The sequence below is a fragment of the Pseudomonas sp. Irchel s3h14 genome (genome assembly GCF_900187425.1).
Classification (GTDB): Bacteria; Pseudomonadota; Gammaproteobacteria; order Pseudomonadales; family Pseudomonadaceae; genus Aquipseudomonas.
The window spans coordinates 638,856-655,691 of the sequence record NZ_FYDJ01000001.1 but is presented as its reverse complement, the minus strand read 5'-3'; the positions used below and the strand labels follow the sequence as shown (position 1 = coordinate 655,691).

Below are 16,836 nucleotides of genomic sequence, written 5' to 3'. Positions count from 1 at the left end.
GGGAACGCCGCCATGGACGCTCTGCGTCCGCTTTGGGACGCGGAGCGTCCCGGGATGCATTCCCACGCAGAGCGTGGGAACGATCATTACGCTTGGACGCTTAGGCCGTATTCGGCGGCCGCATCCTGCAACCACAACCACCAGTAATCCGAGAAGCTGCGACGAATCAGCAGTTCCCAGGTGTCTTCAGCGGTATGGCGGATCACCAGTTGCGACTTGGCAAACACCGTGCCCACAGCCTTGCCCACCGGGAAGCTGTTGGGGTGCACGTCGTAGCTGGTGGACTTCATCAACACCTGGCGCACGTTCGGGCCGCTCAGTTCGAGGAGCTGCTGGCCGCCGCTGACGTTGGTGATCGCGATGTGCAGGTCGCCCAGCGCTTCACGCAGTTTCTTCTCGGCGGCGAATTCTTCACCGGTCGGCACGATCAGCAGCCATTCATCCGGCCCCATCCATTGCAGGCTGGTTTCGCCTTTGACGATGACGGTCAGCGCGCCCGGCAATTCGATACCGAGTGCTTTGTGCACACCGGCAGCGAACGCCGCATCATGGCCATCGCCACGAATGGTCAGGTGGCCGAGGAGTTTTTTCTCACGCACGATCACGCCGGCGCTTTTGCGGCCCTTGCCCACCAGGCTGGCGAGGTCGGCATGATGCAGCGACGACTCGGCCTTGGCCCCAGTGGTTGGGCGTTGTTGGTAAACATTGGCTGCGGTCATAAAGCACCTGTCCTGAATTCTGTATCGCTCCCGCGCCAGGCGCGGGAGCGATCGATTACACGTTCTGGCGATCGCCTTTTGGATCGAAGAACACCGAAGAAACGATTTCCGCCTCGATCACGCTGCCATCGGCCAGCGGTGCGAACACCCGCTCACCCATGCGCTTCAAGCCGCCCTTGACCACACCCATGGCAAACGAATAGCCCAGGGAGTTGTGCAAGTAGCTGGAGGTGACGTGACCGACCATGGTCATCGGGATCGCTTGCTTGGTGTTGAACACCAGTTGCGCACCTTCCGGCAGCCATTTGGTCGGATCGATCGGCTTCAGGCCAACCAGCTGTTTGCGCTGATCACGCACGCAGTCTTCGCGGTTCATGCCACGCTGGCCAATCCACGAGAACGGTTTGGTGCGACCGACACACCAGCCCATGTTCAGGTCGTCCGGGGTCATCGAGCTATCAGTGTCCTGACCGACGATGATGAAGCCCTTCTCGGCTCGCAGCACGTGCATGGTCTCGGTGCCGTACGGGGTCAGGTTGTACTTCTTGCCGGCCTCGACGATTTTCTCGAGCACGCCCATGGCGTAGTCGGCTTGCACGTTGACTTCGTACGACAGTTCACCGGTAAACGAAATCCGGAACACCCGCGCCGGCACACCGCCGACCAGGCCTTCTTTCCAGGTCATGAACGGGAAGGCTTCGTTGCTCAGGTCGATGTCGGTGACTTCGCTGAGCAGCTTGCGGCTGTTCGGCCCGGACAGGGTCATGGTTGCCCAGTGATCCGTCACGGAAGTGAAGTACACCTTCAGGTCTGGCCATTCGGTCTGGTGGTAGATTTCCAGCCATTGCAGCACGCGTGCAGCGCCGCCGGTGGTGGTGGTCATCACGAAATGGTTGTCGGCGAGACAGGCGGTTACGCCGTCGTCGAACACCATGCCGTCTTCTTTGCACATCAGGCCGTAGCGGGCCTTGCCCACGTCGAGCTTGGTCCAGGCGTTGGTGTAGATGCGGTTGAGGAACTCACGCGAGTCCGGGCCCTGGATGTCGATTTTGCCCAGGGTCGAAGCGTCCAGCAGACCGACGCTGTCACGCACGGCTTTGCATTCGCGTTTCACGGCGGTATGCAGGTCTTCACCGTTTTTCGGGAAGTACCAAGGACGCTTCCACTGACCGACGTCTTCGAACTCGGCGCCGTTCTTCACGTGCCAGTGATGCAGCGCGGTGAAACGCACCGGCTCGAAGATGTGCCCACAGTGACGACCGGCCACAGCGCCGAATGTCACCGGCGTGTAGTTCGGGCGGAACATGGTGGTGCCCATCTGCGGGATGGTCACGTTCAGCGAACGGGCGGCGATGGCCAGACCGTTGACGTTGCCGAGCTTGCCCTGGTCAGTGCCGAAGCCCAGTGCGGTGTAGCGTTTGACGTGCTCGACCGACTCGAAGCCTTCGCGGGTTGCCAGTTCGATGGCGGCCGCGGTGACGTCGTTTTGCAGGTCGACGAATTGCTTCGGCGCACGTGCGGTAGCTTTTTCGTGTGGCACCTGGAACAACGCCAGGGTTGGCTCTTCCAGACGGCTCAGGGCTTTAGGCAGTACGCCTTCGACCGTTTGGAACCCGGCTTCGGCTGCGGCGCGAGCACCGCCTTCAAAACCATCGGCCAGGGAATCGCCGAGACCGTACACACCGTTGATGCCACCGACGCACACGCGTTTCTGCGGTGCTTCGCCCGGTACGAAACCGAGGATGTCTTCACGCCAGATCGGCTTGCCACCCAAGTGCGACGCCAGGTGAACCACCGGGCTGTAACCGCCGGAGCTGGCAACCAGGTCACAATCGAGCCACTCACCAGGGCTGGTCACGGTGTGCGCTTTGACATCGATCGCGGCAACGCGAGCGGCGGTCACGTGCTTGCTGCCACGGGCCTCGATCACGGCGCTGCCGGTCAGGATGCGGATGCCTTTGGCGCGTGCTTCTTCAACCAGCGCGCCGCGCGGATTGCTGCGGGCATCGGCGATGGCGACGACTTGCAGGCTGGCGTCGAGCCAATCCAGAGCCACGCGATAGGCGTGATCGTTGTTGGTCGACAGCACCAGTTTTTTGCCCGGAGCCACGCCGTAACGACGCACGTAAGTCGACACAGCGCCGGCGAGCATGTTGCCCGGCACGTCGTTGTTGCCGTAAACCAGCGGACGCTCGTGAGCGCCGGTCGCCAGCACTACACGCTTGGCGCGAACGCGGTGGATGCGCTGACGGACCTGGCCAATCGGGGCGCGGTCGCCGAGGTGATCGGTCAGGCGCTCGTGAATGGTCAGGAAGTTATGGTCGTGGTAACCGTTGACTGTGGCGCGCGGCAACAGCAGCACGTCCGGGGTGTCTTTCAGTTCGGCGATGACGCTGGCGATCCATTCGGCAGCAGGCTTGCCGTCGAGGCTTTCGCGGGAATCGAGCAGGCTGCCGCCGAACTCTTCCTGTTCATCGGCGAGGATTACGCGCGCACCGCTGCGGGCAGCCGCCAGTGCAGCGGCCAGGCCAGCAGGGCCACCGCCGACGATCAGCACGTCGCAGTGCTGGTTCATGTAGTCGTAGGTGTCCGGATCGTTCTCGGTCGGCGAGCGGCCAAGACCGGCGGCTTTACGAATGTACTTCTCGTACGTCATCCAGAACGATTGCGGGTACATGAAGGTTTTGTAGTAGAAGCCCGGCGGCATCAGCTTGCCGCCGACCTTGCCGAGAATCCCCATCATGTCGTTGTTCACGCTCGGCCAGCCGTTGGTGCTGGTAGCGACCAAACCTTGATACAACGCTTGTTGCGTGGCGCGTACGTTCGGGATCTGCGTGGCTTCGGTCGCGCCGATCTGCAGCACGGCGTTCGGCTCTTCGGCACCGGCGGCAAAGATGCCGCGCGGACGGGAATACTTGAAGCTGCGACCGATGATATCCACACCGTTGGCCAGCAAGGCAGCGGCCAGGGAATCGCCCTCAAAGCCTTTGTAGGTCTGGCCGTTGAAGGTGAAGTTCAGCACTTTGTTGCGGTCGATCCGTCCGCCGTTGGACAGGCGATTGATCTGGCTCATACCTTCTCTCCCAGAGCCGTGGCGGCCGCTTTCGGGCTATCGGTCTTGTCGGTGAATTGTGGCTTGGTGCCGATCTTGTAAGTCTCGAGGATCTCGTAGGTCACGGTGTCACGGGTGGCGTTGAAGTACTGACGGCAACCGGCGACGTGATCCCACAGTTCGTGGTGCAGACCGCGAGGGTTATCGCGGAAGAACATGTAGTCGCCCCACTCCTCGTCGGTGCAGTTGGTCGGATCCAGTGGACGCGGGATGTGCGCCTGGCCGGATGCGTGGAATTCCTCTTCGGAGCGCAGTTCGCCGCAGTGAGGACAGAAGATATGCAACATGGGGATTTCTCCTGTTAGTGGGCAACCGCAGCAGCGCCGTGTTCGTCGATCAACGCACCGTTGTGGAAACGGTCGATGGAGAAAGGTGCCGCCAATGGGTGCATTTCACCCTTGGCCAGACTCGCGGCAAACACGTTGCCCGAGCCAGGTGTTGCCTTGAAGCCACCGGTGCCCCAACCGCAGTTGAAGAACATGTTCGGGACCGGGGTTTTCGAGATGATCGGGCATGCGTCCGGCGTGGTGTCGACGATGCCGCCCCACTGACGGTTCATGCGCACGCGGGACAACACCGGGAACATCTCGACGATGGCCTGAATGGTGTGCTCGATCACCGGGTACGAACCACGCTGGCCGTAGCCGTTGTAGCCGTCGATACCGGCGCCGATCACCAGGTCGCCCTTGTCGGACTGGCTGATGTAACCGTGTACGGCGTTGGACATGATCACGCTGTCGATAATCGGCTTGATCGGCTCGGACACCAGCGCTTGCAGCGGGTGCGATTCGATCGGCAGACGGAAACCGGCGAGTTTGGCCATGTGCCCGGAGTTACCGGCAGTGACCACACCAACGCGCTTGGCGCCGATGAAGCCCTTGTTGGTTTCAACACCGATGCACACACCGTTTTCCTTGCGGAAGCCGATCACTTCGGTCTGTTGAATCAGGTCCACGCCCAAGGCGTCGGCGGCACGGGCAAAGCCCCACGCCACGGCATCGTGACGGGCCACGCCGCCGCGACGCTGGACCGTAGCGCCCATCACCGGGTAGCGAGTGTTTTTCGAGCAGTCGAGGTACGGAATCTCGTCGGCCACTTGTTTGGCGTCGAGCAGTTCGCCATCGACGCCGTTGAGGCGGTTGGCACTGACACGACGCTCGGAATCACGGATGTCTTGCAGGGTGTGGCACAGGTTGTAAACGCCGCGCTGGGAGAACATCACGTTGTAGTTCAGGTCCTGGGACAGGCCTTCCCACAATTTCATTGCGTGTTCGTACAGGTGCGCCGACTCGTCCCACAGGTAGTTGGAGCGAACGATGGTGGTGTTGCGCGCGGTGTTACCGCCGCCCAGCCAGCCTTTTTCGACCACGGCCACGTTAGTGATGCCGTGCTCTTTGGCGAGGTAGTAGGCGGTCGCCAGACCATGCCCGCCACCGCCGACGATGACCACGTCATAGACCTTTTTAGGGGTCGGCGTGCGCCACATCTTCTGCCAGTTTTCGTGATGGCTGAGGGAGTGTTTGAAGAGGCCGAAGCCCGAGTAGCGTTGCATAGTCATTTACTCCAAAACCGCGCTCAGCGATAAACCGGGAAGTCCGCGCACAGGGCCGAAACTTGCTGCGCAACATTGGCCTCGACATCGGCGTCGCCGAGGTTGTCGAGGATGTCGCAGATCCAGCCGGCAAGCGTGACGCACTGGGTAACCTTGAAGCCGCGAGTGGTCACCGCCGGGGTGCCGATGCGCAGGCCGGAGGTCACGAACGGCGACTGTGGATCGTTCGGGACAGCGTTCTTGTTCACGGTGATGTGGGCGCGACCGAGTGCTGCATCCGCCTCTTTGCCGGTGAGGCCCTGACGGATCAGGCTGACCAGGAACAGGTGGTTATCGGTACCGCCGGACACTACATCGTAGCCGCGTTTGATAAATACGCCGGCCATCGCCTGGGCGTTGTCGATCACTTGTTGTTGGTAAGCCTTGAAACCAGGTTCCAAAGCTTCCTTGAAGCACACGGCCTTACCGGCAATCACGTGCATCAGCGGGCCGCCCTGGGCACCCGGGAAGACTGCCGCGTTGAGCTTCTTCTCGATTTCTTCGTTGGACTTGCACAGGATCAGGCCGCCACGTGGACCGCGCAGGGTCTTGTGGGTGGTGGTGGTGACCACATCGGCGTACGGCAGCGGGTTCGGGTACAGGCCGGCAGCGACCAGACCTGCAACGTGAGCCATGTCGACGAACAGCAGCGCACCGACCTTGTCGGCGATCTGACGGAAGCGTGGGAAGTCGAGGGTCTTGGAGTAAGCAGAGAAGCCGGCAACGATCATCTTCGGCTTGCACTCGACGGCCAGGCGCTCGACTTCGTCGTAGTCGATCAGACCGGTTTTGGTGTCGATGCCGTACTGCACGGCGTTGTACAACTTGCCCGAGGACGACACTTTGGCGCCGTGGGTCAGGTGACCGCCGTGGGCCAGGCTCATGCCCAGAATGGTGTCGCCGGCTTGCAACAGAGCCAGGTACACGGCGCTGTTGGCCGAGGAACCGGAATGCGGCTGCACGTTGGCGTAATCAGCACCGAACAGCTGCTTGGCGCGTTCGATGGCCAGCGCTTCAACTTTATCCACATGCTCGCAGCCACCGTAGTAGCGCTTGCCCGGATAGCCTTCGGCGTATTTGTTGGTCAGGCCACTGCCTTGCGCTTCCATGACGCGTTTGCTGGTGTAGTTCTCTGACGCGATCAGCTCGATGTGATCTTCCTGGCGTTGCTCCTCGGCATTCATCGCCGCCAGCAGTGCATCGTCGTAACCCTGGATCTGGTCTTGCTTGCTGAACATCGCGTCTCTCCCAGCGGCATCTATGCGCCATTCGTCTCGGTAAGGCACTGGTGTTTCGACAGTGCCCTTTGAATGCGATGGTATGACCGGCGCAGACAGGCCAAATGCCTACGGACGCCACGCAAAGGTGCGTTTACGACATGGCGGAAAATGGCATGCCGAACACACTCCTCAAATCAATAAGGAACCCTTGTGGGAGCGGGCTTGCTCGCGAATGCGGTGTGCCAGTCGACAACAATGCTGAATGACACACCGCATTCGCGAGCAAGCCCGCTCCCACAGGGTTATGAGGCGACTTGGCGGACAAGTAGCAACAGTAAAAAATGCAGCGGATATAGGGCATACGCCCAGCGGCGCATTGGAGGCGGCGGTTTAAGTCGGCCGGCGTAACGCAGCAAAAGCAGGCCGGCCAGTGGCGCAATCAGACAAGTGGCAATGCCAAGGATGGCTTCACGGTTGCCGAACCGGGCGGAGTGATACAGCACTTCCCATTGATTGGCCGCCAGGCAGACCAGCCCCGGCAACAGGCTGAAATACCAGGGCCGCCTGATCACCAGCAACATCGCCAGCGGCAACAGGACGCCGAAGAAGCCGAACATCAGTCGCTCCGGGAACAGCGCCGCCAGCAGCAAGGCGCCTGCCGCCAACAGTCGCGCTTGCAGGGTTCGGTCCTGCCAGCCACGGGCCACCAGCAATCCCAGCACCAACGTGGGCAACACGTTCAAGGTGCCGGGATCAGGAATGTACATCCGGTAAGGAATTTCGCTGATGGCGCTAAACAGCAGCAACCAGCCCAGATAACGCCACTGGCCGTCCGTCGTCACCGTGTGGGCCCGCGCCAGGTTTGCGGCCATCGCCAAACAGAACCACGGAAACGCCAACCGCCCCGGCACATACAGCAGATCGACGGAATAACCAACATATCGCAGGTGATCGAGCACCATACTCAATAGCGCCAGCCACTTGAGCAGATCCAGTGCCCCATCCCTTTGCGTCATGTGCATAATCGCCTGTCGTCTTTGTATTTTTCTGTCAGACGCATCGCGTGTGCTCTCCGGATGATCTTCGGTAAAGTGCGCACCATCATTGACCACGAGGCTCTTCACCATAAGAGTCTCGATCACGGAAAGCAGGGCCATGACCGATAAGAGCCAACAATTCGCCAGCGACAACTATTCCGGTATCTGCCCTGAAGCCTGGGCCGCCATGGAACAGGCCAACCACGGCCACCAACGCGCCTACGGCGACGACGAATGGACCGCTCGCGCGTCCGACGATTTCCGCAAACTGTTCGAAACCGACTGCGAAGTATTCTTCGCCTTCAACGGCACCGCGGCCAACTCCCTGGCCCTGTCGTCGCTGTGCCAGAGTTACCACAGCGTGATCTGCTCGGAAACCGCCCACGTCGAAACCGACGAATGCGGCGCACCGGAATTTTTTTCCAACGGTTCAAAGCTGCTCATCGCCCGCACTGAAAACGGCAAGCTGACCCCGAAATCGATCCGCGAAATCGCGCTCAAGCGCCAGGACATCCACTACCCGAAACCGCGCGTAGTCACCCTGACCCAGGCCACCGAAGTTGGCAGCGTCTACACCCCGGAAGAAATCCGCGCCATCAGCGCCACGTGCAAAGAACTGGGCCTGAACCTGCACATGGACGGCGCGCGTTTCTCCAACGCCTGCGCTTTCCTCGGCTGCTCGCCGGCCGACCTGACCTGGAAGGCCGGCGTCGACGTGTTGTGCTTCGGCGGCACGAAAAACGGCATGGCGGTGGGGGAAGCGATTCTGTTCTTCAACCACAAACTGGCTGAAGACTTCGACTACCGCTGCAAACAGGCCGGGCAACTGGCCTCGAAGATGCGTTTCCTGTCGGCGCCGTGGGTCGGGATTCTGGAAAACGACGCCTGGCTCAAATACGCCCGCCACGCCAACCACTGCGCGCAGCTGCTGGCGGAACTGGTGAGCGACATTCCAGGTGTGGAACTGATGTTCCCGGTACAGGCCAACGGCGTGTTCCTGCAACTCTCGGAACCGGCCATCGCTGCACTGACGGCCAAGGGCTGGCGCTTCTACACCTTCATCGGCAACGGCGGCGCACGCTTCATGTGCTCCTGGGACACCGAAGAAGAACGCGTACGCGAATTGGCGGCGGATATTCGCGAAGTCATGTCCCGCTAACCCCCGCCAGCCTACTGATCGTTCCCACGCTCCGCGTGGGAATGCCTCTCGGGACGCTCCGCGTTCCTGCCTCACCTCCGTCGCAGAGTCGGACACCGTTGTGACGCAGAGCGTCACGGGCTGCATTCCCACGCAGAGCGTGGGAACGATCATTACGGGCGTGTCGCAATTTCCCACTCACACAGCAGCGCTGTCCGCTAGCGCCACCACACAACCGCGCTCACCCTAGTCATTCCCGCGCAAAGGAATGCACCCATGGGCCGAAGTCGTTACACCATCACTGAACCCGACAAACCACACTTCCTCACCTGCACACTCATGGAATGGCTGCCGCTGTTCATCCGCCCCTACATTGTCGATCATCTGCTCAACTGCTGGCGCTATCAGCAAACCCATCATGATTTAAAGCTGTTTGGCTATGTGGTCCTGGAGAACCATCTGCACTTTGTCGCAGAAGCTCCAGACCTCAACAAATGCCTCAGCCAATTCAAATCCTTCACCGCCCGACAAATCCTCGACGACCTGCAAAGCAAAGGCGCCGATCGCGCTTTGCAACGCCTGCGTTTCAGCAAACGCGCGCACAAGCAGGACAGGGTTTATCAGCTGTTGCAGGAAGGTTCGCACGCGGAAATGGTGTACAGCGAAGCGGTGATGCGCCAGAAGCTGGATTACATCCACTACAACCCGGTGAAGCGCGGGTATGTGGATTTGCCGGAGCACTGGCGTTACTCCAGCGCGAGGAACTATGCGGGTATGGAGGGGTTGATCGAGATTCAGCGCTGGTATTGAGGCTCATGGCACTCCCCCACCTGATCGTTCCCACGCTCCGCGTGGGAATGCAGCCCGTGACGCTCTGCGTCACAACGGTGTTCGGCATTGCATCAGCGGTGAGGCAGGAACGCGGAGCGTCCCGAGAGGCATTCCCACGCGGAGCGTGGGAACGATCAGTGGCGGCTGGAGAGTTGGTCTACATTTGACTGCGAGCTGTTTTGATCCGCTCAGATAACAATAATCAGGAGCGTACGCATGTCATTGAAAGGCAAAACCCTGTTCATTACCGGCGCCAGCCGCGGGATTGGTCGTGAGATCGCGCTACGGGCTGCGCGCGATGGGGCCAACATTGTGATTGCCGCTAAAAGCGCCGAGCCGCACCCCAAGTTGCCAGGCACGATTTTCAGTGTGGCCAAGGAAGTCGAAGCCGCGGGCGGCAAGGCGTTGGCCTTGCAGGTGGATGTGCGTGATGAAGTCGCGGTGCGCGAGGCTCTGGCCAAGGCCAACGAGCATTTCGGCGGCATTGATGCGCTGATCAACAACGCCGGCGCGATCAAGCTGACCGGGGTTCAACACATCGAACTCAAGCGCTTCGACTTGATGCACCAGATCAACACCCGTGCCGTGCTCCTGTGCAGCCAGGCCGCCCTGCCCTATCTGAAGAAAAGCGGCGGACACATCCTCAGCCTTTCCCCGCCACTGAATCTGGCGAGCAAATGGTTTGCTCAGTACAGCCCTTACACCGTGACCAAATACGGCATGAGCATGCTGACGCTGGGCATGAGCGAGGAATTCAAAAACTACGGCATCAGCGTCAATTCCCTGTGGCCGCAGACGATGATCGCCACCGCCGCCATCGAGTTTCAGCTGGGGTCACGCGAGTCGTTCAAGCATGCGCGCACGCCCGCGATCATGGCCGATGCCGCCCATGCGATTCTGAGCAGCAGCGGTCGCAGCATTACTGGGCGATTGCTGATTGATGAGAAAATTCTGGGTGAACACGGGGTGACGGATTTTGAACCGTATCGGTTCGCGCCTGACACAACCGACCCGCTGATGCCGGACCTGTTCGTCGACTGAATGGAAGGTGCCCATCCCGATCTCGGGATGGGCACGATGTTGCTTAAAACTCGATGCGCACGTCGCCCTTCGGCACGCTGCAGCACGAAAGAATGAACCCTTCCGCTTCGTCTTCCTCGGTGATCCCGCCGTTGTGGTCCATCTCGACCTCCCCGCCCAGCTTCATCACCTTGCACGTCCCGCAGATCCCCATCCCGCAAGCCTTCGGAATCAACAGACCCAACTTGGCAGCGGCGGCGTGAACGGTTTCACCCGGCGCCACACGAATGCTTTTCCCGGACGCGGTGAATTCCACCTGGTGCAGGTCCGCCGCGTCGATGTCCGGTGCGTCTGCGGCCATTTCGGCTTGTTCCACCGCATCAGCACGGGCTTCCGCTGGTGTAGCACCGAAGGACTCCTCGTGATAACGCGACATGTCGAAGCCGACCGCTTCCAGCATGCGCTTGACCGCATTCATATACGGCGTCGGGCCACAGCAGAAGACTTCGCGCTCCATGAAGTCCGGCGCCATCAGCTCCAGCATCTTGTGGTTCAGGTAACCGCGATAACCCGCCCACGGCTCGCCCAGACCATGCTTCTCGCAGATCAGGTGCAGGCTGAAGTTATCGATCCGCGACGCCATGTGTTCCAGTTCGCGGTGGTAAATGATGTCCTTAGGCGAACGGGCGCTGTGGATAAACACCATGTCGACGTTGCCGTTAGTGTCATAGAACCAACGCGCCATTGACATGACCGGCGTGATACCGACGCCACCGCTGAGGTAAAGCACCTTCGGCGCGGTGAAGTCCATGGCGTTGAACAGCCCGACCGGCCCGTGCACCGCCAGCTCCTGGCCTTCGTGCAGGGTGTCGTGCAGCCAGTTGGAGACTTTGCCGCCCGGCACGCGCTTGATCGTCACCGAAAAGCTGTATGGCACCGACGGTGAGCTGGAAATGGTGTAGGAGCGCATGATCGGCACCCCTTCGATTTCCAGCTCCAGGGTGACAAACTGCCCCGGCTTAAAGAAGAACAGGATCGGCTGGTCAGCCATAAAGCAGAAGGTGCGCACATCCCAGGTTTCCTGGATGACTTTGACGCAACGGACGATGTGTCGACCATTGGCCCAGGTCTGGGTGGTTACCGGATTCAGGAAGCTGTTGGACATGCTGTTCTCCACCGCCGATGGTCGGCCTTATGTTGGCGATTCTGCGTAACGTGCGAACCACCCATTTACCTATCTGCGACATTCACATACTTATCGCGACCAGCCTGCATCTACCGGGGGTTGCGCGTCGGGAACAGATTGGGCCATGTCGCCCATGGATAAGGTTCTGCCCAGCGCCGGCCCCACACTCGCTCCATACCAAGACACAATCTTTACACCTTGCGTAGCAAACCTGATTAGCCACTTTCGCCGGCCACACAGAATGGCCTTGAGGATCAAATCGATGGACGTCACCGCAAAAATCAGCCTGGGCGATCCGCTGGAACCCGCACGCAAGGCCACCGCGCAGATGCTGCAAGAGCGCGAGCGCACTTTCTCGCTGCCGCAGCCGTTTTACTCTGACGAGCGGCTGTTTGATATCGACATGCAGGAAATCTTCCAGAAAGAGTGGTTGATCGCCGGCATGGCCTGCGAAATCCCGACCAAGGGCAACTACCTGACCCTGCAAGTCGGCAAGAACCCGATCATCGTGATTCGCGGCGCCGAAGGCGTGATCCATGCGTTCCACAACGTCTGCCGTCACCGTGGTTCGCGGCTGTGCACCAGTGAAAAAGGCAAAGTCGCCAAACTGGTCTGCCACTACCACCAGTGGACCTACGAACTGGACGGTCGCCTGCTGTTCGCCGGCACCGAGATGGGCGCCGACTTCGACATGAAGGAGTACGGCCTCAAACCGGTGAACGTGAAGACCGCCGGCGGCTACATCTTCATCAGCCTGTCGGAAAACCCGCCAGCCATTGATGACTTCCTGTCGACGCTGAACCATTACATGGAACCGTACGACATGGAGAACACCAAGGTGGCGATTACCACCACCTTGATGGAGAAAGCCAACTGGAAACTGGTGCTGGAAAACAACCGCGAGTGCTACCACTGCAACGCGTCGCACCCGGAACTGCTGAAAACCCTGCTGGAATGGGACGACGTCACCGACCCGCGTGCCGATCAGGCCTTCAAGGACCACGTCGCCGCCTCCGCTGCTGCCTGGGAAGCCGAGAAGATCCCTTACGCCCACGCCAGCTTCGGCCTGCGTAACCGCATCGTGCGCATGCCGCTGCTCAAAGGCACCGTGTCGATGACCCTGGACGGCAAACAAGGCTGCGCCAAACTCATGGGCCGGATCAAAAACCCGGACCTGGGCTCGATGCGCATCCTGCACCTGCCGCACTCGTGGAACCACTGCATGGGCGACCACATCATCGTGTTCACCGTGTGGCCGATCAGCGCGCAGGAAACCATGGTCACCACCAAGTGGATCGTCCACAAGGACGCCGTCGAAGGCGTGGACTACGACGTGGAGCGCATGCGCCAGGTCTGGGATGCGACCAACGACCAGGACCGTCGCCTGGCCGAAGAGAACCAGCGCGGCATCAACTCCACGGCTTACCAGCCAGGCCCTTACTCCAAGACCTATGAGTTTGGCGTGGTGAACTTCGTGGACTGGTACAGCGAGCGTTTGCTGAACAATCTGGGCGCGGAACCTGCGCCTTACCTCAAAGGGGTTCCGGTTCAAGGCTGACCGATCCCGCTGAAAAAAAACCGCGAACATGTTTCGCGGTTTTTTATTGTTCAAATTTCGATCAATCGCTTTAGAGCTACCGCTGGCATGGGGCTGTAGCGGTTCGCGAACAACTTATCCACACCTTCGCCCACAGCAAATGGGGACAACTCGGTTTACGGTGCAAATTTTCTCCACAGAAACTGAAGAAAATCCGTGACTTATGCAGAAGCAGGGTTTTGAGTAACGATTGGTTGTTTTTTGATCGAAAGCTTGAAAGGCACGTTATACGTGGCTTGCAGAGGATGGCGAACACCTTATCCACAGAAGCGCCAACAGACTTTGGGGGCAACTTGGGCGGATCTGTGGAAAACCGTTGGAAGCCGCGATAAATCGGGGTTTGCGCGAAGTTTCTCGGTCTAAAACGACGATTTGATCGTTTTTTGATCACTCGCCTGATAAGCCCGGTTTATATGATCTGTAGAGGACAGCGAACATCTTATCCACAGATGCGCTAACAGAGATTGGGGGCAAGTATTGGCTCGCGCACAAAGTTATCCTCTGGAAAAAGCTTGAAAAAACCGCGAGTTAGGCTGGTTGTTTTTTGTACGAAGGGTTGCAGGGCTTGATTTGTATGGGGTGTAGCGATGGGCGAACACGTTATCCACAGAAGCGCTAACAGGGATTGTGGGTAACCACGATCAGGTCCTGTTGAAACACGACCGGCCCGAGTCGATGTCCAGATTCAACTCATGGTCATTGAATGCACCCCACCCAAGCAAAAGCGAAGGCACGTACTGACCCAGCAACAACGACGGAGGAATCGTAAAGTCCGGGTAGTAGTTGTAGGTGATCCGTTGGATATGTCCCGCCAGGCTCAATTCACCCTTGAAGGTTTGGGAACGCGGCTTATCAGTGACATGAATGGGTGAGTTGCCCGGCGAGGACGACGTCAGGTAATCAACATTGCCGGTGTCAATAATCGCCGGCGTGGCCCGACGATCCAGGCGTGCGGCAATGGTCAGTCGTTGATTGATGTCGATGCGCGCATAGGTAATTGGCGAATCACATCGCGCGGGAGGTTCGGCGTTAAGCTCAAGGGTCTTTTTGGTGACCTTCAAACGCCCCAACTTACCGATCAGATCAAGCCCCAACAGGTTTTCCCGGTCGCTGACAAACACCAGGACGTTTCTGAACTCGCTTGAACCTATCTTTAAAGACTCAAAGATCCCGAGTTTGGCAGACAGGTCGCGTTCACCATAAAACGTGCTGTAGCCGTAGTGAGAGTCGGTTAATAACCTGATCCCCAACAGCTTCGCGGTGTCGTGGTTGACCCGGGTTTGCGGTGCGCCGGTGTCCAGAATGAAGCGCGACGAGACACCATTGGCTGCTTTGACATCGAGGTAGGGCAGCACCTCGTCAGTCACGTGACCGTCACTGGCGTAAGGATGGATGACAAGTACCTCGTGCCGCTTCGCTCTTGTCACCGAGAAATCGCCGACCGCCCGCAGGGTCGCGAGGGATTCGCTGCCGAACATGGAAAACATTGCGTTGAGTTCAGGATCATTCGCGATTGCCTGAGCGTGACGTCGCTTGATCGCCAGATAGTATTCAGGGATCTGGTTTGCGGTTTTGGCCTCGAACATTCGGGCGAGAACAGACACTGAACAATTCAGGTTTTCTTCAGCATCCAACACCTTGGCGCATTGCTGTTTCATCTGCGCCAAGGACGCTTTTTGTCCCTGTTCGGACGCTAACCATGTGTAGAAATCCGGAGCTGCCGGCCGGGTATCAGCCATCGAACTTGTTGCTGCACAGATAAAAAATGCAAGCAGCACCAGAGACGACTTTGAACTCACGCCGCCGATCAGACATGTCTCACGCCGACTGACCGCCCTCATGTTCAACCCATTCTTGAAAACGAGTTTTATGAACTAGCGCTGCGGCAACCCTTAGCAGCTCATAGAGAAATGTAGCTCACTAGGGCCGATACATCAGATAGGCCTCACCCGTGACCCGAATCATCGGATGGGGCGTGATCTGGCAGGTATCGACGATACGAAAACCATGTCGCTCGTAAAACCGACGGGCGCCGGTGTTCACCGCGTAGTCGATCAGGCTCAAGCCATTGAGCCCCAGCTGGTTGGCACGGTCGTAAGCGTAGGCAAGGAATTGCTTGCCCAGGCCCTGGTTTCGCCAGCCTTCATGGAGCGCCAGGCTGGAAATATAGAGGGTGTCGGGGATTTCCATCTTGGCGTACGGCGCCAGGACTGGATCGGTCACGGGCTCCGCCAGCGGATCGTGACGCATCACGTAGCTGTGCATCATGCCAATGACGTTTCCATCAACCTCGGCAATGAGGCAGTTTTGATAAGAAAAATCTACGTCGTCACGGGCGTAACGACTGGCGCCCACGTCCAGTAAATCCTGACCGGGTTGCGCCAGTTGGCTCCAGATGTAATCCGCAGCGCCTTCTGATGAAATCTGAAACAAACGAGCAATCTCCCGCGCATCCGCGCGCAGGGCCGAACGAAACTCAACGGTCATTATTTTTCCTTGTGGGAGCGGGCTTGCTCGCGAAGGCGGACTCACATTCAACATTGATGTCGACTGAGCCATCGCTTTCGCGAGCAAGCCCGCTCCCACATTTTTAGATCTGCGCTGGTGATCCGCTAGCGGACCACGCCTTCTTCGATCAGTAACTTGAGAATCGCCTCGGCCCCCGCCTCGGCACTCAACCCTTTTAGCACCTGCCCGCCTCCACCGCTGGCCTTGGCCGTCGCGGCTTTCATCCGGTCCGCGCCGCTCTTGGCCTTGATCACCTTCAAGCGCTTAGGCCGTGGCTTGGCCGGTTGCAGCGTGGCGACTGCCAGCAGTTCATCGTCGATCACTTCGACTTCATCAGCCTGCAACACGCCGCGTCGGGCCGGACCGTAAGCGCTCTGCCGAGGCTTCGGCGCGGCGTTATCCACAGTCGCGAGAAACGGTAGCCGTACTTTCAGGCGGCGGCGCTGACCGCGCGGCAAAGCTTGCAGCACCAGTGCTGAATTACCGTCGATGGATTCAACTTGAGCCAGCCCGACGACCAGCGGCCAGCCCAGACTTTCCGCCAGCAGGAACGGCAACATGCCCGAGCCTTCACCGGTTTCCGCCTGGCTACCGGTCAGCACAACCTGAGCCCCGGCGTCACGCAAATACGCGGTCAATGCCGGCAGTGCATCGGCGCCTTCCGGCTGCTCAAGCACATGCAGCTGTTCCAGACCCATGCCCAGATACGCACGCAACGCCGGTTCTGCGACGTCGCCGGCATGCAGCACTTGCAGGTTATCCCCAGCCAGTTGCAGGCCCAGCTCCACCGCCCGCGCATCCTGCTCCGCGCGACGTGGCCGGCCGGAGGTCGGGTGGGCGCCGATGGACACCAGGCTGATGATTTTCGTGCTCATAA

General features: G+C 59.5%; 14 protein-coding genes. 4 read left to right on the top strand and 10 right to left on the bottom strand.

All coding sequences use genetic code 11. The features are described from left to right. Nucleotides 1–86 precede the first annotated feature (86 nt). The 6 genes from CKW16_RS03145 to CKW16_RS03120 form a co-directional block, all read right to left on the bottom strand. Nucleotides 87–719 (bottom strand): sarcosine oxidase subunit gamma, encoded by a 633-nt coding sequence (locus CKW16_RS03145; RefSeq protein ID WP_095127165.1) that lies wholly within the window; start codon nt 717–719, stop codon nt 87–89. A 55-nt stretch (nt 720–774) separates the two neighbouring features. Next, nucleotides 775–3,792, bottom strand: a complete 3,018-nt coding sequence (locus CKW16_RS03140; RefSeq protein WP_095127164.1) for a sarcosine oxidase subunit alpha — start codon at nt 3,790–3,792, stop codon at nt 775–777. Beyond that, nucleotides 3,789–4,118, bottom strand: a complete 330-nt coding sequence (locus tag CKW16_RS03135; protein ID WP_008147095.1) for a sarcosine oxidase subunit delta — start codon at nt 4,116–4,118, stop codon at nt 3,789–3,791. Before CKW16_RS03135 ends, CKW16_RS03140 begins: the two co-directional genes overlap by 4 nt. Before the next feature lie 14 nt (nt 4,119–4,132). Further along, on the bottom strand, nt 4,133–5,383 hold the full coding sequence (locus tag CKW16_RS03130) for a sarcosine oxidase subunit beta (protein ID WP_007947735.1): 1,251 nt from the start codon (nt 5,381–5,383) through the stop codon (nt 4,133–4,135). A 23-nt stretch (nt 5,384–5,406) separates the two neighbouring features. Next, nucleotides 5,407–6,660 carry a serine hydroxymethyltransferase gene (glyA, locus tag CKW16_RS03125; protein WP_033053962.1) on the bottom strand — a complete coding sequence of 418 codons (1,254 nt, stop codon included), beginning with the start codon at nt 6,658–6,660 and terminating at the stop codon, nt 5,407–5,409. Nucleotides 6,661–6,944: 284 nt separating this feature from the next. Beyond that, nucleotides 6,945–7,664 carry a TraX family protein gene (locus tag CKW16_RS03120; protein ID WP_095127257.1) on the bottom strand — a complete coding sequence of 240 codons (720 nt, stop codon included), beginning with the start codon at nt 7,662–7,664 and terminating at the stop codon, nt 6,945–6,947. 133 nt (nt 7,665–7,797) lie between these two features. Here CKW16_RS03120 and CKW16_RS03115 point away from each other — a divergent pair, with 133 nt between their 5' ends. The 3 genes from CKW16_RS03115 (at nt 7,798) to CKW16_RS03105 (ending at nt 10,689) form a co-directional block, all read left to right on the top strand. Further along, nucleotides 7,798–8,838 carry a low specificity L-threonine aldolase gene (locus CKW16_RS03115; protein WP_095127163.1) on the top strand — a complete coding sequence of 347 codons (1,041 nt, stop codon included), beginning with the start codon at nt 7,798–7,800 and terminating at the stop codon, nt 8,836–8,838. Nucleotides 8,839–9,093: 255 nt separating this feature from the next. After that, nucleotides 9,094–9,627: a transposase gene (locus CKW16_RS03110; RefSeq protein ID WP_095127162.1), complete on the top strand. Its 534-nt coding sequence runs from the start codon at nt 9,094–9,096 to the stop codon at nt 9,625–9,627. Nucleotides 9,628–9,864: 237 nt separating this feature from the next. Continuing rightward, the gene (locus CKW16_RS03105) at nt 9,865–10,689 is read left to right on the top strand and encodes an NAD(P)-dependent oxidoreductase (protein WP_095127161.1); all 825 of its coding nucleotides are present in this window, start codon (nt 9,865–9,867) and stop codon (nt 10,687–10,689) included. Nucleotides 10,690–10,732: 43 nt separating this feature from the next. On the opposite strand, the gene gbcB is transcribed toward CKW16_RS03105, so the two are convergent. Beyond that, nucleotides 10,733–11,833, bottom strand: coding sequence for a glycine-betaine demethylase subunit GbcB (gbcB, locus tag CKW16_RS03100; RefSeq protein WP_095127160.1), 1,101 nt, complete (start codon nt 11,831–11,833; stop codon nt 10,733–10,735). Nucleotides 11,834–12,116: 283 nt separating this feature from the next. On the opposite strand from gbcB, the gene gbcA reads away from it, so the two are divergent. After that, nucleotides 12,117–13,412, top strand: a complete 1,296-nt coding sequence (gbcA, locus tag CKW16_RS03090; protein ID WP_046045311.1) for a glycine-betaine demethylase subunit GbcA — start codon at nt 12,117–12,119, stop codon at nt 13,410–13,412. Nucleotides 13,413–14,092: 680 nt separating this feature from the next. Here gbcA and CKW16_RS03085 read toward each other — a convergent pair. The 3 genes from CKW16_RS03085 to CKW16_RS03075 form a co-directional block, all read right to left on the bottom strand. After that, on the bottom strand, nt 14,093–15,292 hold the full coding sequence (locus CKW16_RS03085) for a retropepsin-like aspartic protease (RefSeq protein ID WP_095127159.1): 1,200 nt from the start codon (nt 15,290–15,292) through the stop codon (nt 14,093–14,095). A gap of 79 nt (nt 15,293–15,371) precedes the next feature. Continuing rightward, a complete protein-coding gene (locus tag CKW16_RS03080) occupies nt 15,372–15,938 on the bottom strand; it encodes a GNAT family N-acetyltransferase (RefSeq protein WP_095127158.1) in 567 nt (188 codons plus the stop codon). A gap of 125 nt (nt 15,939–16,063) precedes the next feature. Then, nucleotides 16,064–16,834: an electron transfer flavoprotein subunit beta gene (locus CKW16_RS03075; RefSeq protein ID WP_056739081.1), complete on the bottom strand. Its 771-nt coding sequence runs from the start codon at nt 16,832–16,834 to the stop codon at nt 16,064–16,066. Nucleotides 16,835–16,836 lie beyond the last annotated feature (2 nt).